The sequence below is a fragment of the Ignavibacteriota bacterium genome, from assembly GCA_016218045.1.
Classification (GTDB): Bacteria; Bacteroidota; Ignavibacteria; order SZUA-365; family SZUA-365; genus JACRFB01.
Genome location: JACRFB010000052.1, coordinates 85,271 through 104,664 on the forward strand (window position 1 = coordinate 85,271; position 19,394 = coordinate 104,664).

The 19,394-nt window shown below is 58.5% G+C and carries 20 protein-coding genes and 1 tRNA gene; all 21 read left to right on the top strand.

Annotated features, from left to right (window positions below; translation table 11 throughout):
- The first annotated feature begins 38 nt into the window (after positions 1–38).
- Positions 39–314 carry a hypothetical protein gene (locus HY962_13530; GenBank protein MBI5647946.1) on the top strand — a complete coding sequence of 92 codons (276 nt, stop codon included), beginning with the start codon at positions 39–41 and terminating at the stop codon, positions 312–314.
- On the top strand, positions 290–997 hold the full coding sequence (locus HY962_13535; GenBank protein MBI5647947.1) for an HAD-IA family hydrolase: 708 nt from the start codon (positions 290–292) through the stop codon (positions 995–997). Before HY962_13530 ends, HY962_13535 begins: the two co-directional genes overlap by 25 nt.
- Entirely contained in the window at positions 994–1,395 is a 402-nt protein-coding gene (gene acpS / locus HY962_13540; GenBank protein MBI5647948.1) for a holo-ACP synthase, read from the top strand. Before HY962_13535 ends, acpS begins: the two co-directional genes overlap by 4 nt.
- Entirely contained in the window at positions 1,392–2,867 is a 1,476-nt protein-coding gene (locus tag HY962_13545; protein MBI5647949.1) for a hypothetical protein, read from the top strand. Before acpS ends, HY962_13545 begins: the two co-directional genes overlap by 4 nt.
- Before the next feature lie 4 nt (positions 2,868–2,871).
- Positions 2,872–3,813, top strand: coding sequence for a nitronate monooxygenase (locus HY962_13550; protein MBI5647950.1), 942 nt, complete (start codon positions 2,872–2,874; stop codon positions 3,811–3,813).
- Positions 3,814–3,895: 82 nt separating this feature from the next.
- Entirely contained in the window at positions 3,896–4,852 is a 957-nt protein-coding gene (porQ, locus tag HY962_13555) for a type IX secretion system protein PorQ (GenBank protein MBI5647951.1), read from the top strand.
- A 132-nt stretch (positions 4,853–4,984) separates the two neighbouring features.
- Entirely contained in the window at positions 4,985–5,701 is a 717-nt protein-coding gene (locus HY962_13560) for a CPBP family intramembrane metalloprotease (protein MBI5647952.1), read from the top strand.
- Between the two features lie 95 nt (positions 5,702–5,796).
- Complete coding sequence (locus HY962_13565) at positions 5,797–6,510, top strand: pyridoxine 5'-phosphate synthase (GenBank protein ID MBI5647953.1); 714 nt, start codon at positions 5,797–5,799, stop codon at positions 6,508–6,510.
- 81 nt (positions 6,511–6,591) lie between these two features.
- A tRNA-Val gene (locus HY962_13570) sits at positions 6,592–6,665 on the top strand.
- Positions 6,666–6,727: 62 nt separating this feature from the next.
- Positions 6,728–8,650 carry a threonine--tRNA ligase gene (gene thrS, locus HY962_13575; protein MBI5647954.1) on the top strand — a complete coding sequence of 641 codons (1,923 nt, stop codon included), beginning with the start codon at positions 6,728–6,730 and terminating at the stop codon, positions 8,648–8,650.
- Position 8,651: 1 nt separating this feature from the next.
- Positions 8,652–9,239 carry a translation initiation factor IF-3 gene (locus HY962_13580; protein ID MBI5647955.1) on the top strand — a complete coding sequence of 196 codons (588 nt, stop codon included), beginning with the start codon at positions 8,652–8,654 and terminating at the stop codon, positions 9,237–9,239.
- A gap of 41 nt (positions 9,240–9,280) precedes the next feature.
- Positions 9,281–9,478 carry a 50S ribosomal protein L35 gene (gene rpmI / locus HY962_13585; GenBank protein ID MBI5647956.1) on the top strand — a complete coding sequence of 66 codons (198 nt, stop codon included), beginning with the start codon at positions 9,281–9,283 and terminating at the stop codon, positions 9,476–9,478.
- A gap of 17 nt (positions 9,479–9,495) precedes the next feature.
- Positions 9,496–9,843, top strand: a complete 348-nt coding sequence (gene rplT / locus HY962_13590; protein MBI5647957.1) for a 50S ribosomal protein L20 — start codon at positions 9,496–9,498, stop codon at positions 9,841–9,843.
- Between the two features lie 85 nt (positions 9,844–9,928).
- A complete protein-coding gene (gene pheS, locus HY962_13595) occupies positions 9,929–10,942 on the top strand; it encodes a phenylalanine--tRNA ligase subunit alpha (protein ID MBI5647958.1) in 1,014 nt (337 codons plus the stop codon).
- Position 10,943: 1 nt separating this feature from the next.
- Positions 10,944–13,334, top strand: coding sequence for a phenylalanine--tRNA ligase subunit beta (locus tag HY962_13600; GenBank protein MBI5647959.1), 2,391 nt, complete (start codon positions 10,944–10,946; stop codon positions 13,332–13,334).
- Positions 13,335–13,368: 34 nt separating this feature from the next.
- A complete protein-coding gene (locus HY962_13605) occupies positions 13,369–13,704 on the top strand; it encodes a hypothetical protein (protein ID MBI5647960.1) in 336 nt (111 codons plus the stop codon).
- A 69-nt stretch (positions 13,705–13,773) separates the two neighbouring features.
- Complete coding sequence (locus tag HY962_13610) at positions 13,774–14,058, top strand: cell division protein ZapA (protein ID MBI5647961.1); 285 nt, start codon at positions 13,774–13,776, stop codon at positions 14,056–14,058.
- Positions 14,059–14,337: 279 nt separating this feature from the next.
- Positions 14,338–15,906 carry a ribonuclease Y gene (rny, locus tag HY962_13615; protein MBI5647962.1) on the top strand — a complete coding sequence of 523 codons (1,569 nt, stop codon included), beginning with the start codon at positions 14,338–14,340 and terminating at the stop codon, positions 15,904–15,906.
- A gap of 12 nt (positions 15,907–15,918) precedes the next feature.
- Complete coding sequence (locus tag HY962_13620; GenBank protein ID MBI5647963.1) at positions 15,919–16,560, top strand: dephospho-CoA kinase; 642 nt, start codon at positions 15,919–15,921, stop codon at positions 16,558–16,560.
- The gene (locus HY962_13625; GenBank protein ID MBI5647964.1) at positions 16,547–17,737 is read left to right on the top strand and encodes an acetylornithine transaminase; all 1,191 of its coding nucleotides are present in this window, start codon (positions 16,547–16,549) and stop codon (positions 17,735–17,737) included. The genes HY962_13620 and HY962_13625 overlap by 14 nt, the downstream gene beginning before the upstream one ends.
- Positions 17,734–19,359, top strand: a complete 1,626-nt coding sequence (gene nadB, locus HY962_13630) for an L-aspartate oxidase (protein ID MBI5647965.1) — start codon at positions 17,734–17,736, stop codon at positions 19,357–19,359. Before HY962_13625 ends, nadB begins: the two co-directional genes overlap by 4 nt.
- The last annotated feature ends 35 nt before the right edge of the window (positions 19,360–19,394 follow it).

Below are 19,394 nucleotides of genomic sequence, written 5' to 3' on the forward strand. Positions count from 1 at the left end.
CGGCACACCGTTTCTTTGTTCACAATACGAGGATGTACGTGGCTGCACTTGATAAAGAGGCGATGTTGCAGGAACTGCGGGATGTCTGCGCCCATGTCGGATACACCGTGCGCTTCGAACGCGGTGATTTTTCGGGCGGCGCCTGCATTCTGAAGGAACAGCGCCTGTTGGTTGTCAACAAACGATTTCACATTGACAGAAAACTTTCGACCATCGCGCACGCCCTGCGCGAGATCGGCGTGGACGCCGTGTTCATGAAGCCCGCGGTGCGCTCCTACGTCGAGGACGAGTGGAGCAAGGTGGCGCAGGCATGATCAAGGCCGTGGTGTTCGATCTCGACAACACGCTTGTCGATTTTATGCTGATGAAACGCAACGCCGTCGAGGCGGGCATACGAGGCATGATCGATGCGGGACTGCCGTTCGCGCAGGAGGAGGTCGACCGAACCATCACGGCGATTTACAAGGAGAAGGGGATCGAGTATCAGCAGGTGTTCAACCGCCTGCTCGAACAGCTCATCGGCGGTGTCGATCCTAAAATTCTCGCCGCCGGCATCATCGCCTACCGCCGCGCGCGTGAGGCCACTCTGGTGCCGTATCCGCACGTGCATTACACGCTCTTCACGCTCGCGCGCTTGGGCCTTCGTCTGGGCGTCGTTTCCGATGCGCCGCAGCTCGAGGCCTGGCTGCGCCTGTGCTCGCTGTCGCTGCACCATATATTCGACGCGGTGGTAACCTTCGAGGACACCGGCGTACGAAAACCGGACGCCGCGCCTTTCCGACGCATCCTCTCGCTGCTCGACGTGCAACCCGAGGAGGCGATCATGGTGGGCGACTGGGAGGACCGCGACATACTGGGCGCAAGCAACGTCGGTATGCGCTCCGCTTTCGCCCGCTACGGCGACACATTCGGCACGGGCGACACGAGGGCCGACCACGAATTGCGCGACATACGCGAACTCATCGATATCATCACCGGTCTCAACGGCGTCACATGAGTTCGATCGCGGGGCTGGGCATCGACATGGAGGACGTCGCGCGCATCGAGGAGATGCTTGCGCGCTGGGGCCGGGCCTTCGCCACGAAAATATTTTCGGATTCGGAGATCCTATATTGCGAATCCAAGTTCCATCCCGCGCAGCACTACGCCGCCCGTTTTGCTGCCAAGGAGGCCTTCGCCAAGTCGCTGGGCACGGGATGGCGCGGGCAATTCCGATGGAAGGATGTCGAGGTCCGCAACGACGAGTCGGGCAAACCCTCGATTCATGTGCACGGCACTCTTGCGGCCGAAGTAAGCCAGTATCAGATCCATCTGTCCCTCTCGCATACGCGCGCGCAGGTCGTGGCCGTCGTGGCCCTCGAACGCGCGCGCGACAATTATCTGGAGAACCAATGACACACGCGCTCCGCATGCTCCGCATGCCGCTTTTTGCAGCCGTCGCGCTCCTCGCGCTCGCAGCCGGATGTTCGAAGGACGATACTCCGACCACTCCGCCGTCGAACAACACTGTCACCGAGAAGATGCGTCCCACCGTCTTTGTCCACGGCTTCCTCGAGGCGGCCGATGCGTTCACACCGATGGCGCAGCTCTTTGCGCTGAACGGCTACGCGCAGAATCAACTGCATCAGTTCGATTTCGAGGGATGTATCAGTGGCACGCAGGCAGATGTGGCAAAGATGACAGATCAGTTTAAAGCGTTTGCCGCGTCAGTCAAGGCACAGACGGGAAGCGACCGCATCGACATCGTTGCACACGGCATCGGCGCGCAGGCAGTGCAGCAGTGGCTCGTAAAACACGGCGGCACCGACGTTGCGGCGCATGTGATTTTCCTCGGCGGGCAGTTCGACGCGTCGCAGACACTCAACGGCAGTCTCACCCCGTCACCGTGCAAATACCTCACACTTCGCAGCGACGGCAAGGACGCGACGCAGGCCGGTGACGCGGCCAAGGGCACACTGCAGGGCGCGGACAACCGCACCATCGCGGGCGCCGATCATCAGCAGCTCCTCGCGTCGAACGACGTGTTTTCCGCTGTCTACACCTTCTGCACCGGGGCCGATCCCACAGTGAAATCGTTGCCCGCATCAATGAATCTGCAGGCGTACACTTTGCGTTTCCGCGTCATCACCGCCTTTGACAATACGCCCGTGTCCGGCGCGACCGTTGTGTTCCGCCGCATCAAGAAGGGCACCGCCGAACGGCAGGTTACGGGCGTCCCCCGGGTCGCGACCTCCGATGCGCAGGGGTATGTCGCGCTGACTGACACCGTCAATCCGTACTTCGACATCGAGATCTCCGTCGGCGCGTCCGGTTATCACGACATGCACATTTTCAGGCAGTCATGGCGGGCAAATTCGCAGAACGAACGCCTGCGTGTGCTTCCGAAAACGGGAGGCAGCGCGTATGTGCAGGCCATCGTGCAGGGATTCACGCTCGGGAGCACGCATGCTCTCGCATGGGTGTTCAGCCCGTACCGCGCAATCTACAACAACCGCGACCGGCTCACGCTCGAGTCGTACGATGGCGCCACGCCGCCGGACTACTACGATTACAAGAAGGTGGAACTGGCCACCACACAGACCGCGCCCGCCGCGGGTGTCTCGGCGCAGGGTTCAAACACCGTGCACATGTTCGTGTTCGACGTCGGTGCCGACAAGACCGACGGCGCGGGCTCCGCACCCGCAGCCGCACTGAACACGTATGGCGTGAACAGCTACGACGCGTTCATGAATGCGACGAACGTGTCTCTCAATTACAGCAAGATCACTTTCAACGCAAAGACTCTCGCGCTGCTCAACTTCAAATCGCAGGGTTCGAATCCGAACAACGGCGGCATCAGCATACTGCAATTCGATTACTCCGAATAAGCGGATGAGCCGTTTCACAGCAATTGCGGGCATTCGTCATCCGGTGATCCAGGCCGGCATGGTCTGGGTCTCCGGATGGCGTCTGGCCACAGCCATCTCAGATGCCGGCGGGCTCGGTCTCATCGGCGCCGGATCCATGAAACCGGACCTTCTGGAGGAACATATCCGGAAAGCCCTGTCCGCGACAACGGCGCCGCTTGGAGTGAACATTCCGCTTCTGCGCGGAGACGCGGCGGAACTGGTAGAGACGAGCATCAACGGCGGGCTCCGGATCGTGTTCACCTCCGCCGGCCATCCGGGGAAGTTCATCGGCCGGCTGAAGGAAGCGGGGTGTATCGTGGTGCACGTCGTCTCGTCGGTCAAGCAGGCGGTCAAGGCCGAGCAGGCCGGATGCGACGCGATCGTGGCCGAGGGATTCGAGGCGGGCGGACATAACGGCATGGACGAAAGCACAACGCTGTGCCTGGTGCCGCAGGTTGTCGACGCTGTTTCCATCCCCGTGCTTGCAGCGGGCGGCATCGCGGACGGCAGGGGAATGCTCGCCGCCATGGCACTTGGCGCGGATGCCGTCCAGATCGGTACGCGCTTCGCCGCAACCGTGGAATCGTCGGCACATGAAACGTACAAGCGTCTCGTTGTGGAGAGCGGCGACGCGGGAACGGTGCTTGCGCTGCGCTCTCTCGCCCCTGTTCGTCTGATAAAAACACCTTTCGCTGCACGCGCCTTGGAAGCAGAGCGCAGAGGCGCCGGACACGAGGAGCTGCGGGCGCTGCTTGGCAGCAAACGTGAACGCGCCGGTATTTTTGAGGGCGACGTGGAGGAAGGCGAATTTGAAGCGGGGCAGAGCGCCGGTCTGATACACGACATCCCGACCGCGCGAGAGGCGATGGAGCGGCTGCTTCGTGAATACGAAGACGCGCGCGCGCGCCTGTATTCCATTCACTGAGGCGTTCCCCATTGCGATATCCCTTGCGCATCGGCACACAAGCACCTAACTTCGTACTTCTCCGCCCACACACGTGATCAGCATGACCCGCACACTCTCAACCGCCTGTATCCTGCTTCTCGTATTTGCTCTGTCTGGTCCGTCATCGTCGGCCGGCGGAGGCGGCGGTACCGCCGTGTACGATTTTCTCCGCGTGCCGATGAACGCGCGCGCGGCGTCCCTGGGGAACACCTTCCTCACGATGCGTAATGATCCCGCCATCCTATTTACGAATCCCGGCGGACTCAGTACCATCGAAAAACCCGCGGGTTCGATAGGGTTTGTCAAGTACCTCCTCGACATCAACGCGGGGTACGCCACCTACACACAGTCGTACGAGGATCTCGGCCACTTCGCCGCGGGTATTGTGTACATGAATTACGGGAGCTTCGAAGAGACCGACAAACTCGGCACGGTGCTGGGGGAATTTTCGGCATCGGACATCGCACTCAGTCTTGGATACGGGCGCGCCTTCGATAACGTCCATGTCGGCGCCGCCGTAAAAATCATCTACTCCTCGTACGCCGAATTTTCCTCGAGCGGCCTTGCCCTCGACGCGGGTGTGGACTATGTGATCCCGGGCCAGGAATTGGTCATCGGATTCAGTGTGCTGAATCTTGGTGCGCAGCTCAGCTCGTACGGAACAACGAGCGAGGCACTCCCGCTCGACGTGAAGGTGGGCATCGGCAAAAAATTGGAGCATCTGCCTCTCACCATCATGCTCAACTTTCACAAACTCAACGAGCAGCGCGACGGCGTGTTTGATCATCTGTCCGACTTTTCGATCGGCGGCGAGTTTGTCCTGAGCAAGGCGCTTCGTGCGCGCGTCGGATACAACAACGAGATGCGCAGGGAATTGAAAGTCGGGGAGACAGCCAAACTCGCGGGCTTCTCCGCTGGCGTGGGAATCACCGTGTCGCAGTACTTCTTCGACTACGGCTACACGTCGTTCGGACAGATCGGATCGTTGCACCGCGTGAGTCTCTCCGCGGCGTTCTGATCGATGCCCGCGCCGCAGCAGCGCTCCGGAGCCCCGCGCGGACCCCACCGTGCTGAGCAGCGTTCGGGAAGCATCCGCGCAGCACTAACGGAATTCTTCGCTGCCGCACGAGCCGTGCCGCGGGATGTGTCGGTGACATTTATCGCCGTGGCGGTGCTGAGTGTGGTCTCATACTACTACGGCAGCAAGCGCTTCTTCTATCAGACGTGGGGCCAGGACTTTTCGTCGGATCCGCTGTATCAGTTGTATGAGTACCTGTACTGGTTTGCGAGCGAATTCACCATCTACTTCGTTGCGCCGCTCTTTATCGTACTTCTTGTGCATCGCAGGCGATTCGCGACGTTCGGGCTCGGTTTCGGCGACTGGCGTTTCGGGTTGAAAATCACCGCCGTGTTTTACGCGGTGATGCTGCCCGTGCTGTGGATCGTGAGTGATGCACCCGACTTTCAGGCGATGTATCCTCACGCACAATTGGTGAAAGGGGATTGGACCCTCTTCCTCATCTACGAGGCCGCCTTTTTCCTGTATTTCACGGGCTGGGAATTTGTGTGGCGCGGCTACATGCTTTTTGGTCTCGAGAAACACACGGGTGCTGCCGTCGCAATCCTGGCGCAGATGATCCCGTTCGTGATATTGCACAACGGGAAGCCGATGCCAGAAACTTTCGGCGCCATTGTCGCGGGCATAGCGCTCGGCGCCCTCGCCATCCGCACGCGCTCGTTCTGGTACTGCGTGCTTACGCATTGGCTCGTGATGCTGACTATCGACCTCTTCGCGACGCTGCGCTTCCGGACCGGCGCGTCGGGCATCGGCCTCGATGCGCTGCTGCACATTGTGAGCGGATCGTGATATGTCGTATATTGTGATGCTCCGCCTGAATGAATCGCGGGATGTGACCTCATCACACGACCCACGGGGCACGAAGACACACCAGCACACCTCTCATGCGACTCTGCGTCAATATCGATCATGTGGCCACTTTGCGCGAAGCGCGCGGCGGCCTTGAACCGGACCCCGTCACCGCTGCACATATCTGCGAACTCCACGGCGCGGAGGGGATTGTCTGTCATCTGCGGGAGGACCGCCGCCATATCAACGACCGCGACCTTCGGCTGTTGCGTGAGACCGTCAAAACCAAGCTGGATCTCGAGATGGCGATCACCGACGAGATCATCGGCATCTGCATCGAAACGCTGCCGGATTTGGCGACCTTTGTGCCGGAAAGAAGGCAGGAACTGACGACAGAGGGCGGTCTCGATGTTGTGAGCAACGCTGTGGAAGTGGCGACGGCAATCGCGCGGCTGCACGAGCACGATATCGAGGTGAGTCTTTTCATCGACCCGCTCGACGCACAAATCGAGGCGGCGGCGGAAGCCGGCGCCGACATCATCGAGATCCACACCGGTGAATTCGCGAATGCGCGCAGCGTTGAGGAACAGGAAATGCAGTTGCAGAAAATCCGCGGCGCTGCGGCGTACGCCAAAACGCTCGGTCTCGGAGTCAACGCGGGGCACGGAATTTCGTACACCAATGCGCGTGCAATCGCGGGTGTGCTTGAAATCGACGAAGTCAGCATCGGGCACGCCATCCTGGCACGCGCGCTCTTCGTCGGCCTCCCGCGCGCGGTGGAAGAAATGGCCCGGCTTGTTCATGCGTGAAAAAGTGCGCGGTCACTCAAAGAAAAAGTTGAACCTGCTTGTGTAATTCAAAGACAGGACTTATATTTGTCAAGATTTGTCGGGTTCTTAGCTCAGTTGGTTAGAGCGCTACCTTGACATGGTAGAGGTCACAGGTTCGACTCCTGTAGAACCCACTCTCGAAAGAGGAAAAAATCGGATCCATTCCGATTTTTTCATTTACAACTTTCAACACCATATGAGCGAAAAGCAAACCATCCGCATAACCTTTCCCAACGGCGACACACGCGAATACGCTGCCGGTATCTCCGGTTTCGAAATCGCGAAGGGCATCAGTCCGCGGCTCGCCGATGATGCGCTCGCCGTCATGTTCGACGGCGCAGTGCGTGAGCTGCATCGCCCCATCGAGGCTGATGGCACGCTGCGCATACTGACCTTCGAGGATGTGGAAGGGAAGGAAGTGTATTGGCACAGCACGAGCCACCTTATGGCGCATGCTGTTGAATCGCTGTGGCCCGGCGCGAAGTTCGGCGTCGGTCCCGCTATCGAGCAGGGCTTTTATTACGACATCGACGTCGACCATGTTCTCACGCAGGACGATCTTGTCCTGATCGAGAAACGTATGGAAGAGCTGTCGAAGGAAAATCAGGCGTTCACCCGTCAGGAGCTGTCGAAACAGGACGCGCTCGCCTTCTTCACGGAAAAGGGTGATCAGTACAAGCTGGAGATCATCGGCGGCCTCGACGAGTCCACCGAAACGATCAGCACGTACACCGAGGGTGCTTTCACGGATTTGTGTCGCGGTCCGCATCTTCCATCGGCGGGCAAAATCCGCTACGTCAAGCTGCTGCACGTCTCCGGTTCCTATTGGAAGGGCGACGCGAAGAACAAGCAGATGCAGCGCGTATACGGCATCTCCTTCCCGAAGAAGAAGGATCTCGAGGAATACCTTCGCCTTCTCGAAGAGGCCAAAAAGCGCGATCATCGGAAACTCGGCCGTGAACTGGAGCTGTTTACTTTCCACGATATCGCGCCGGGTGCGCCGTTCTGGCTTCCGCGCGGCATGATCGTGTTCCGTGAGCTGGAGAAACTGATCCGCGAACTTCTCGACGCCGCAGGGTATCAGGAAATCCTGACACCGATCATGGTGAAGAAGGATTTGTGGGAACAGTCCGGCCATTGGGAACACTATCAGGAAAACATGTTCCTGGTGGAAGCGGAGAACGAGACGTTCAGTCTCAAGCCCATGAACTGTCCCGAGAGCACGCTGGTGTACCGGCACAAGGTGCGCAGTTATCGCGACCTGCCGCTTCGTTATTCCGAGATCGGGCGCAATCATCGCAACGAACTTTCAGGCGTACTAAACGGCATGTTCCGTGTGCGCCAGTTCCATATGGACGACGCGCATCTGTTTGTGCGTCCGGATCAGATACTCGACGAAATCACCGCGCTGCTTCGCCTCGTGGACGCGTTCTACCGCATCTTCCACTTCGAACCGACCTACGCGCTCTCCACTCGTCCCGAAAACGCGATGGGTGACGCGGAGCTGTGGGATACCGCGGAGAAAGGACTCGCGGACGCTCTCGCAGCAAATGATATAGCGTACCAGTTACATGCCGGCGACGGTGCCTTTTACGGACCCAAGATCGATATCAGCATCAAGGACGCCTTGCGGCGTTCGTGGCAGCTCGCGACGATACAGCTCGATTTTCAGATGCCGGAGCGTTTCAAACTCGAGTACATCGACGAGAACAACGAGCGCAAGCGCCCTGTGATGATTCACCGCGCCATCATGGGTTCACTCGAGCGTTTCATCGGCGTGCTGGTCGAACATTACGCCGGGGCATTTCCACTCTGGCTCGCGCCCGTGCAGCTCGCCGTCCTGCCTATCAGCGACAGCTTCGCCGAGTATGCGGGTGAGGTGCAGGCCGCGCTGCAGGAAGCCGGGTTCCGTTCCGAGCTCGATCTGCGCAGTGAAAAAGTCGGATATAAAATCCGCGACTGGGAAATGCATAAAATCCCCTACATGCTTGTGATAGGGGAGAAAGAGCAGGCAGGCCGCTCCGTTTCCGTGCGCAAGCACAAGGACGGAGACCAGGGTGCCATGCCGCTCGATCAATTCATCGCGGGCATCAAGGAAGAAAAGCAGGGCAGACAGTAACATGGCGGGAGGTCCCACGAACAACGACAACAAACAGCCTCGCACGCGGATCAACGGCGACATCAACGCGCGTGAAATCCGTGTCATTGCGTCTGACGGAAGCCAGCTCGGCATCCTCCAGACCGACAAGGCCCTGCGTATGGCCGAGGAGCAGGAACTCGATCTTGTCGAGATCGCTCCCCAGGCGCAACCGCCCGTATGTAAGATTATGGACTTCGGAAAGTTCAAGTACGAGCAGCAGAAAAAAGACAAACTGCTCCGAAAGAAACAGCAGGTCATCCTGGTCAAGGAGGTCCGCTTTCATCCGAACATCGACACACACGATTTCGACTTCAAGCTCCGACACGCGCGTCAATTTCTGCTCGACGGCAACAAGGTGAAGGCCTCGGTGGTTTTCCGCGGCCGGCAGATGGCGCATCAGGAATTCGGCGTCGAACTGATCCGCCGTTTTCGTGAGCAGCTCGAAGACATCGCGCTTGTTGAGCGCGAACCGCTGATGGAAGGGCGCTCGCTGATCGCGATCTTTGCGCCGGACAAGAAAAAAATCAAAGCCGTGACCGGGAAATCCGACGATACGGCAGACGAATAGCGAACACGTTCATTTCCGATACAACACCACGAGGACGCATCATGCCGAAGTACAAGGGCAAATCAGGAGCGAAGAAGCGGTTCAGTGTCACGGCCTCCGGCCGGCTGAAACGCGAGAAGGCCTACCGCAGCCACATCCTGACGAGCAAATCCACGAAGCGCAAACGGAGTCTCCGCAAAGCCACGCTCGTTGATTCGACGCAGGAAAAGAGAATCAAGACGATCATTCTCGCGAATTAATTCTACAGGATTCCCCCATGCCACGTTCAAAAAACAAAGTCGCCTCCCGCGCGCGCCGCAAAAAACTGCTTTCGCGCGCGAAAGGATATTTCCAGGGGCGCAGCAAGGTTTACACCGTCGCGAAACACACGGTCGAGAAAGGCCTCCAGTACGCCTATCGTGACCGTCGCGCGAAGAAACGCTCGTTCCGTCAGTTGTGGATCGCGCGTATCAACGCGGCCTCCCGCTCGCACGGCGTGACGTACTCGCAGCTCATTCACGGGCTGAGTCAGAAGAACATCGACATCAACCGCAAGATCCTCGCCGATCTCGCGGTGAACGACGCCAAGGCCTTCGCCGACATCGTCGCTTTCGCGACAAAGTAAGGTACCCTTCCGCCGGGCAGTGTGCCTGCGGGCGCACTGCCCGTTTTTATGTTCATTCCAGACTTTCCAATCAAGGAATATCGCTGTGAAGGAGTCCATCGACGCGCTGCGCGCGGAAATGCGAACGTCTGCGACACACCTTGCCGTCGCGCGTGACGCGGAAGATTTCCGCATCGAGTACCTCGGACGCAAGGGAAGGATCGCGGCGCTTTTTGATACACTAAAATCGATCCCGCAGGAGGAGCGCCGCGAAGCAGGCCGTTTGCTCAATGAACTGCGCACGGAGGCGGAATCGCTTCATGCCGCGGCCGCGGAACGGTTCGAGGGCGGTGACACGCATGCAGCCGACGCCGTGGATGTTACGCTGCCCGGTCGCACGGTGCCCGTCGGTCACCAGCATATTGTGACACGCACGATCGACGACATCACCCGCATCTTTGCGGGCATGGGATTCAGCGTCGCGGCGGGTCCGGAAATCGAGAGCGACTGGTACAACTTCGAGGCGCTCAATTTCGCGCCGGACCATCCCGCGCGCGACATGCAGGATACCTTCTTTCTCGGTGACGATCTGCTCCTGCGCACGCACACAACGCCGGTCCAGGTGCGCGTGATGGAGAATGAAAAACCGCCGATCAGAATCATCATGCCCGGCCGTGTGTTCCGCAACGAAGTCATCAGCGCCCGCAGCCATGTGCAGTTCCATCAGGTGGACGGGCTGTACGTGGACAAGGGTGTGACGTTCACAGATCTGAAGGGGACGCTGGTAACGTTTGCGAAGCGGTTTTACGGCGAAGCCCTGCGCTACCGTTTCCGACCGAGCTATTTCCCGTTTACGGAACCGAGCGCCGAGATGGACATTACCTGCTACCTCTGCGGTGGTGAGGGATGCCGCGTCTGCAAACACAGCGGGTGGCTCGAAATTCTCGGGTGCGGCATGGTTGACCCTAATGTGTTCCGGAGCGTCGGCCTCGATCCCGAGGAATACACGGGGTACGCCTTCGGCATGGGCGTCGAGCGCACCGCCATGCTCCGCTACGGCATCGACGATATTCGCCTTCTTTTCGAAAACGACTTACGCGTGAACCGCCAGTTCATCTGATATGAAAGTCTCACTCACCTGGCTCCGCCGGTACATCGACCTCCCGGAATCTCCCGAACAGATCGCGGCGCTCCTCACGGGCACCGGACTCGAAGTCGAATCCATCGAAGATCACGCCCGCCAGTTCGACGGAATAGTCGTCGGATGTGTGGTGACCTGCGAGAAACATCCCAAGGCCGACAAGCTGTCGATCTGTACGGTCGACGATGGCATCGAGGTGGTGCAGGTTATCTGCGGCGCCCCGAATGTTGCCGCGGGACAGAAGGTTCCCTTCGCCCGCATCGGCGCATGGATATCCACCGCCGGCTTCCGCATCGAGAAGCGTACGATACGTGGCGCGGAGTCTTCGGGCATGATATGTTCCTCGTCGGAACTAGGCCTGAACGCCGATCACAGCGGGATAATGGTGCTCCCGGACACCGCCCAGCTCGGCCAACCTTTCTCCGAATACCTGGGAAAGAACGACGTCTCGCTTGAGATCGGCATCACACCGAACCGGGGGGATGCGCTCTCGCATATCGGCGTCGCGCGTGATTTGGCGGCTGTGCTCGGGCGCCTCATGCGCATTCCCGCTCCGGTAACCTCGGCACAACTTTTCCCCGAGGCCCTGCCGATCCACATTGCTGATCCGGTACTGTGCCCCCGGTATTCCGGCGCCATCATCCGCGGTGTGACGGTGAAGCCGTCCCCCGCTTGGCTTGCACGTCTTCTTGAAGCAGCCGGAGTGAGAAGCATCAATTCGGTGGTCGACGTGACCAATTTTATCATGCTTGAACTCGGCCAGCCGATGCACGCGTTCGACCTATCGGCACTGGCCGGACCCGAAATTCGCGTGCGTTCCGCCGTGGAAGGGGAGAACTTCACCACGCTCGACGGCAGGACCCACACCCTGCGTCAAGGTGCCATTCTGATTTGTGATGCGGAGAAACCCGTGGCTTTGGGTGGAGTCATGGGCGGACAAAATTCAGAGATCAACAACAATACTGTGGACGTGCTGCTTGAAAGCGCACATTTCCACCCTTCATCCATTCGCAAAACAGCTCGCGCAATCGCGGCGGCGTCCGAATCCAGCTACCGCTTTGAACGGACCACCGATCCCGACGGCACCATGGTCGCACTTCGCAGAGCAATCGATATTCTGCTTGAAGTGGCCGGTGGTAAACTTATAGCAGTCAACGATAATTACACCCACATTAAGGAGCGGCCATCCGTTGTTCTACGACCTGAACGTGTTCGTTCATTGCTCGGCATCGACATTTCCGATGATCGGATTGGCGAAATTCTGAACGCCTTGCAGTATAAAATCCGCTCGGTCGATAATAGACTTGAGGTGACAGTTCCTGGTTTCCGCTCCGACATCGATCGTGAGGTGGATCTGATCGAGGAGATCGCGCGTATACACGGCTACGACAACATTCCCTCGCCCTCAAAGATCGAAATTACCACCGCGAGGCAGTACGACGACTTCCAACACATTTCGATGATGCGCGCATCCGCGCTGGGACTCGGTTTGGACGAGGTAGTCTCCTCCAGTCTCGTGCCGCGTGACTTTGCTCATATAGGTCACAGCCCGGAACGGACGCTCGACGTGCTCAATCCAGTCAGTACGGAAAGACCAGCTCTACGCTCCACAATCCTATCGTCGCTCCTGGAGGCGGCGGATCTGAATCTGCGCAATGGCGCGGAGAGCATGCGCATTTTCGAAATCGGTTCGACCTACGTACGGAAGGATGGGGGAGGGAGCGGGCTGGCCGGTGTCGACGAAAAGACCATGATCGGAATTCTCCTGACCGGCGACGCCAACACGAGGAGCTGGCACACGCAGCAGCGCGGTTTTGATATCTTCGATATGAAAGGACTCGTCACCTCGTTCCTCGCTCGAATTCATATTGACATTGGTGATGACATTTGTTATGATAGAAGCGAGTCTTTAACGGATTCCTTTTTACCGATTGATTTCAACGGTGCTATCATTGGACGTATGATGGAAGTTCCTCAGAACTTTCGTTCGATGTTCTCCATCGAGCGTCCGGTCTTTTACGCGGAATTCGAAGCAGAGGCACTTCGGTCACACATGTATCGAGACAGGAAATACGCGGCGCCGAGCCGCTTTCCTGCGGTGAAACGTGATCTGGCCTTCCTTCTTCCCGTAAAAACACGCGCTGCGGACATCCTTGTTCTGGTTAAAGAGGTCACGACTGCGCATCTGGTACATGCGGAAGTGATCGACGTGTTCACTCACGAGAGTTTCGGGCAGGGCAACAAGAGTCTCGCTCTGAGTCTTCAGTTCCAGGCCGAAGGCAAGACACTCGTTGATGCCGATATCGCCCCGGAGATGGACGCCATAGTTTCCGCTGTTGAAAAGACCTTCTCCGCAAAACTTCGATCCTGAACCAGTTTCCGCCCATCATTCAGGAGCAGCCACAATGGATGCCGATCTGCAGCACGCCGCCGAGAACATTGTTCTGAAGAACATTCAGAACGCCATGGCCTCCATACGCGAGAGAGTCACCAAAGCGGCGGAAACGATCCGGAGTTTGAAAGAATCGAAGGCACAGCTTGAATCGCGCGTCGTCGAACTCGAGGAACTCGTGCGAAGGCTCGAAGAACGTCCGGTCGCCACGTCTGAACGAAAATCAGACGGATCTCAAAATACCATTGAACTTGGCGACAGACTTTTATATTTTTCCCCCGATGAACGAGAGGCACTCGAACGGCAGATCAATGAACTGCTCGAAAGGGTGCAAGCCCATCTGCGTTGATCTTGAAAAGCGTTTGTTTCTGATTGCGATTGAATTGCGTTTCGAAGCAGTTACACCCAGACGGTCACCATGGAACAGAAGAGCATTCGGGTTCGGATATACGGCACGGAGTATCCCCTCCGGGTTGACGACGAGCAGCTCACCTATCGAGCCGCACAACACATCGACCGGATGATGGCTGAATTACACGGCCAATTGCCGGACCAACCCCCCGCCACGCTCGCTGTACTGTCGGCATTGAACGTTTCCGAATCCCTGTTTCACGAGCAGCGTTTCACCATGCAGACGCTGAAGGAAGTGGAGCAGGAAGTGCACGCGCTCTCACGGTATCTTGACGAAGCGCTGGAGGAGTAAACTTCGACCACCGCGGCCGCATTCATTGTATGTGCCGCACTTCAATCCTGTTGCAGACACTCGTTTAAAAAGAACCAACATTTTTTTAACGATGGGAATCTGACTCTTTTCATCAATTGCAGGCCTCAGTCCGCTGAGGCGGACTTGGACCGCAAGGTTCGACAGTGGAAGCAAACGATGATAAGGCATTTACCCAAATGTGCACGAAGGGGTTCTTTCTTAAACCTTCCTTTTCTGTGACGGAGAAGTGCGGCACATTCATTTCCGTGGAGGTTCACGATGAATGTTGAAGTATACTGGCTCGTGCCGGTCCTCGTGGCCGTCGCAGCCCTGTTTTTATGGATTGGCTGGATGCTCTACGCGCGTATCGGCACAAACAAAATCGCCGATGCGGAACTGCGTGCAAAGCAGATCCTGGAGGATGCCGACAAGGACATCGCCAACCTGAAGAAGGAAAAACTGCTTGAAGTAAAGGACGAATGGTTCAGGAAAAAGCAGGAGTTCGAAAAAGAGGCAAACAGGCAGCGGAGCAAACTGCAAAATTCCGAGAAGCAGCTCCAGAACAAGGAAGAGTCGCTTAACAGCCGGTTCGACCTCATCAATAAGAAGGAAAGTGCAGCAAAACAGGTGGAGCTTCGCCTCCAGCAGAAAGAGACGGAAATCGCCGAGCGCGCGACCCAATTGACACGTATCATCGACGAACAGACCGAACGACTTGAGCGCATAGCAGGTCTTTCGCGTGAGGAAGCCAAGAAACAGCTCATCGAGAATCTTCTGAACGACGCCAAGCTGGCCGCCGCGCAGCAGCTCAAGGAAGTGCGCGACGAGATGAAGGCGACCGCGAAGAAGGAAGCACGCAGAGTGATCATCCAGGCCATTCAGCGCACCGCCTCCGACCACTCGGTCGAAACCACCGTCAGCGTGCTCAACCTTCAGAGTGAGGAAATGAAGGGCCGTATCATCGGCCGCGAAGGCCGGAACATCCGCGCGTTTGAGGCGGCCACGGGAATCGATGTCATCGTCGACGACACGCCCGAGGCGGTCATCCTATCCGGCTTCGATCCCTTCCGTCGTGAGGTTGCGCGCATTTCACTGGAAACGTTGATGGCCGACGGCCGCATCCATCCGGCGCGCATCGAAGAAGTCGTGGAGAAGGTTCGAAAGGATCTCGAAGAGGAAGTTTTCCGCGTGGGCGAGAACACGCTGCTCGATCTCGGCATACATTCTGCGCACCCCGAAATAAAGCGCCATGTCGGCAAGATGAAATTCCGTTCGAGCTACGGGCAGAATCTTCTGCAGCACTCAGTGGAGGTGGCCTGGCTTTGCGGCATCATGGCGACGGAGCTGGATCTCGACAGCAAAATGGCGGTTCGTTGCGGCCTCCTGCATGACATAGGCAAATGTGTCGACAGGAACATCGAGGGTCCGCACGCCTTGCTCGGCATGGAAATCGCGAAGAAATATCGCGAGCACGCCGCGGTCATCAATGCGATTGGTTCCCATCACGAAGACATCGAGATGGAGACCCCCTTTGCCGCGCTCGTGCAGGCGGCCGATGCAATCAGCGGCGCCCGTCCCGGCGCGAGACGCGAATCGCTGGAGGGGTATGTGAAACGCCTTGAGAAGCTCGAGACCGTGGCAAAGAGTTTCGAAGGTGTCGCAAAAACATACGCGATACAGGCGGGCCGCGAGGTGCGCGTGGTGGTGGAACACGACCGTGTGGACGATTCGCTGGCCGATCAGCTTGCGAACGATATCGCCGACAAAATCCAACAGGAGATGGAGTACCCCGGTCAAATCAAGGTGACGGTAATCCGCGAGAAACGATCCATCGCCTATGCGAAGTAAGCTCCGCCTTGTATGCCCGATCGTAAATATCCGAAACGCCCGTATCTGCTTGTCGCCTTAACGGGCGGATTCGGCAGCGGGAAGTCTACCGTCTCGGCCATGGTTGCCGAGCGGTATCCCGTTCTGAACAGTGATCTCATTGCCGCCGAGGTGATCGCCGGATCTGACTCGGTCCGCATGCAGATCCGCGAGGCGTTCGGGGGTGCCGTGTTTGATTCATCCGGCCGTCTCGACCGCACGGCATTGGCGCGCGTGGCCTTCGCCGACGACGCACACGCCTCGAAGTTGAACCGTATCGTCCATCCTCCAACCATCGCCGAAATCGAAAGCCGCGCACATGGCGTCGCGCGTGCTGGCGGCGTTGTCATCGTGGAATCAGCACTCGTGTATGAAGCGCGGCTCGAAAACCATTTTGACGCCGTAATCGCCGTGGTGGCTCGGCAGGAGACTGTGCTGCGCCGAGCGGCGGAAGCTGGGAGATTCACAGAGCACGATGTCCTGGCGCGCCTTGCGCGACAACTCGCTCCAGAAGAAAAGGCGGCCCGCGCAGACATCGTGCTGCACAACGATGGGACGATGGAAGAGTTGCGGGGTGCAACAACCATGGCGCTCATCGTACTCGAGGCGATTGCGAGGAAACATGCAGGTGCCTGAGCGCGACGCGCGCGCCATCATGCCAACATACGGGCGCCTTCCCCTCGACATCACGCACGGCGAAGGGGCGTACATATTTGATCGCGCGGGGAACAGGTACCTCGATCTTTTCGGCGGCCTCGCGGTGAATCTGCTTGGGAACGCACATCCACGCATGGTGGCGGCGGCGGAAAAACAGTTGCGTTTGTACGCACACCTGTCGAATTACTTCGCGCAGGAACCACAGGTGTTGTTGGCGGAACGGCTGAAGGAACTTACCGGATATCCAGCGGTTTATTTCTGTAATTCTGGTACCGAAGCGGCCGAAGCCGCGGTGAAACTGGCACGGAAGTGGGGAAGCACGCGCAGTAAAACGACCCTCATCGGATTTTCCGGTGCGTTCCACGGCCGGAGCATGAGCCCGCTCTCCCTGATGTCTCACGCACCGTACCGAGAGGGGTATCAGCCCTTCCTCGATGGCTGTCTCCATCTGCCTTGGAACGACACAGCCGCACTCGAACGCTCAGTGCATTCAGACACAGCGGCTGTCTTTCTCGAACCCATACAGGGCGAGGGCGGGATAGTCCCCGCGAGCGAAACCTTCATAGAAGCCCTGTCACGACTACGCGAAAAATACGGCTTCCTTATTGTGGCAGATGAAGTGCAGACCGGTGTCGGACGCACGGGCACGTTCCTCGCCGCGGATCCGGGACTCCTCCGCCCCGACGTGGTCATGCTTGCAAAGGGAATCGGTGGCGGCCTTCCTCTGGGTGCACTGCTCGTACGCGAGGAGCTCTCGGGAGTGTTCGGACGCGGCGGGCATGGAAGCACCTTCGGAGGAAATCCGGTGGCATGTGCGGCCGGACTCGCGGTGCTCGATGTCATCCGCGATGAGAAGCTCATGGCGCGCGCGCTCCACATCGGTGAAACATTCATGAACGCGATGCGCGCGTTTGCGCAGGAATCATCGCATATGATCGTGGATGTGCGCGGTCGCGGATGTATGATCGGCATAGAGCTCGCAGCTCCGGCCTATCCAGTACTGCGCCGCTGTCTCGAGCAGGGCGTACTGATCAATGTGACGAGAGAACGGGTCATCCGGCTGCTGCCCCCGCTGATACTCAGCGACGAACAATGTGATGTTGCAGTCGAGACGCTCCGTGGGTGCATCCCCGCTGCGTTCGAGGACGCCGCATGAAACACACATCCACGACCACGACACAATCCGATGTGCTGGTCATCGGCAGCGGGATCGCGGGCCTTTTTTACGCGCTCCGCGTCGCAGATCACCGGCGCGTGATCCTGGTCACAAAAAAACAGACCGTCGAATCGAACACTAATTACGCGCAGGGCGGCATCGCCTCCGTGTTCTCCGACAGCGACTCTTTTGATCTGCACGTCGAAGACACGCTGACGGCAGGCGCCGGCCTGTGCCGTCGCGAGATCGTGGAGCTCGTCATACGCGACGGTCCGCTTCTTGTGCGCGAACTCATGGAGATGGGTGTACGATTCACGGAAAGCGATGGACACCTGGACCTCGGCAGGGAAGGCGGACATTCACGCAACCGTATCGTCCATGCGAAGGACTTGACCGGCAAGGAAATCGAACGGGCTCTCGTAGCCCGGGCTCGGAAACATCCGCGTATCACCGTGCTCGAGGATCACGTTGCAGTCGAGCTGATCACGCAGCACAACCTGCGCGACAACTCCTCACAGAATGGTGGTGTCACCTGCTGGGGTGCGTATGTTCTGGACAAGGAACACGGCGTCGTGCGCACCTTCCTTGCAGGCACAACGGTCCTGAGCAGCGGCGGCTGCGGACAGGTGTATCTCCACACCACCAATCCCGACATCGCCACGGGCGACGGGATCGCCATGGCGTACCGGGCCGGAGCCACGGTGGCGAACATGGAATTCATCCAATTCCATCCCACCTCGCTCTACCATCCCGCGGCCCGATCGTTCCTCATTTCGGAAGCGGTGCGCGGGCATGGAGCCATGCTCCGTACCGCCGACGGCGTGCGCTTTATGGAAAGATACGACACGCGGGCGGAACTGGCGCCGCGCGACATAGTGGCACGCGCCATCGACACCGAGTTGAAGCGCCGTGGCGACGATTGCGTGTACCTCGACATGACACATCTGGATCCCAAGGACGTCACCAGTCGTTTTCCCCATATCACCGAAACATGCTCGCGCTTCGGCATCGATATCACGAAACAGTGGATCCCTGTTGTCCCCGCGGCGCATTACGTGTGCGGCGGCGTCGTGTGTGATATCGACGCGCGTACATCGATCGACGGACTTCTCGCCTGCGGCGAAGTAAGCATGACCGGTTTGCATGGCGCCAATCGGCTCGCGAGCAATTCGCTTCTCGAAGCGCTCGTGTTTGCAGAGCGCGCAGCACGCAGCACTCTCGCCGAACCCCGCAGCGCGCCGGATCCCTCGGAGATCCTGCCGTGGGACGACAGCGGCACCTACAACACAGAGGAATGGATTCTTATTTCGCATAATCGACGGGAATTGCAATCCCTGATGTGGGATTTTGTCGGCATTGTGCGTTCGACGCTTAGACTCGAACGCGCGAGGCGTCGTATAGAAATGCTCCACGGAGAAGTCGAGAGTTTTTACAAACGGAACAGGGTATCGGAAGCGCTGGTGGAACTCCGCAACCTCACACTCGTCGCGCGGCTCATCGTCGATTGCGCCCTGCTTCGGAAGGAGAGCAGGGGGCTTCATTTTACCACCGATTTTCCCGCGTCCGATCCCGCACTGAGCACACGCGACACGATTCTGGCAGCGGACGCCAGCACACGCTGAGACGCCACGTCCATCAACAAAAATCCGCACTCTCG

Excerpts from the sequence above, each read along its gene's own strand:
- acpS (MBI5647948.1), top strand. The coding sequence starts at position 994 with ATGAGTTCGATCGCGGGGCTGGGCATCGACATGGAGGACGTCGCGCGC.
- HY962_13545 (MBI5647949.1), top strand. The coding sequence starts at position 1,392 with ATGACACACGCGCTCCGCATGCTCCGCATGCCGCTTTTTGCAGCCGTC.
- HY962_13550 (MBI5647950.1), top strand. The coding sequence starts at position 2,872 with ATGAGCCGTTTCACAGCAATTGCGGGCATTCGTCATCCGGTGATCCAG.
- porQ (MBI5647951.1), top strand. The coding sequence starts at position 3,896 with ATGACCCGCACACTCTCAACCGCCTGTATCCTGCTTCTCGTATTTGCT.
- HY962_13565 (MBI5647953.1), top strand. The coding sequence starts at position 5,797 with ATGCGACTCTGCGTCAATATCGATCATGTGGCCACTTTGCGCGAAGCG.
- thrS (MBI5647954.1), top strand. The coding sequence starts at position 6,728 with ATGAGCGAAAAGCAAACCATCCGCATAACCTTTCCCAACGGCGACACA.
- HY962_13580 (MBI5647955.1), top strand. The coding sequence starts at position 8,652 with ATGGCGGGAGGTCCCACGAACAACGACAACAAACAGCCTCGCACGCGG.
- rpmI (MBI5647956.1), top strand. The coding sequence starts at position 9,281 with ATGCCGAAGTACAAGGGCAAATCAGGAGCGAAGAAGCGGTTCAGTGTC.
- rplT (MBI5647957.1), top strand. The coding sequence starts at position 9,496 with ATGCCACGTTCAAAAAACAAAGTCGCCTCCCGCGCGCGCCGCAAAAAA.
- HY962_13600 (MBI5647959.1), top strand. The coding sequence starts at position 10,944 with ATGAAAGTCTCACTCACCTGGCTCCGCCGGTACATCGACCTCCCGGAA.
- HY962_13605 (MBI5647960.1), top strand. The coding sequence starts at position 13,369 with ATGGATGCCGATCTGCAGCACGCCGCCGAGAACATTGTTCTGAAGAAC.
- HY962_13610 (MBI5647961.1), top strand. The coding sequence starts at position 13,774 with ATGGAACAGAAGAGCATTCGGGTTCGGATATACGGCACGGAGTATCCC.
- rny (MBI5647962.1), top strand. The coding sequence starts at position 14,338 with ATGAATGTTGAAGTATACTGGCTCGTGCCGGTCCTCGTGGCCGTCGCA.
- HY962_13620 (MBI5647963.1), top strand. The coding sequence starts at position 15,919 with ATGCCCGATCGTAAATATCCGAAACGCCCGTATCTGCTTGTCGCCTTA.
- HY962_13625 (MBI5647964.1), top strand. The coding sequence starts at position 16,547 with ATGCAGGTGCCTGAGCGCGACGCGCGCGCCATCATGCCAACATACGGG.
- nadB (MBI5647965.1), top strand. The coding sequence starts at position 17,734 with ATGAAACACACATCCACGACCACGACACAATCCGATGTGCTGGTCATC.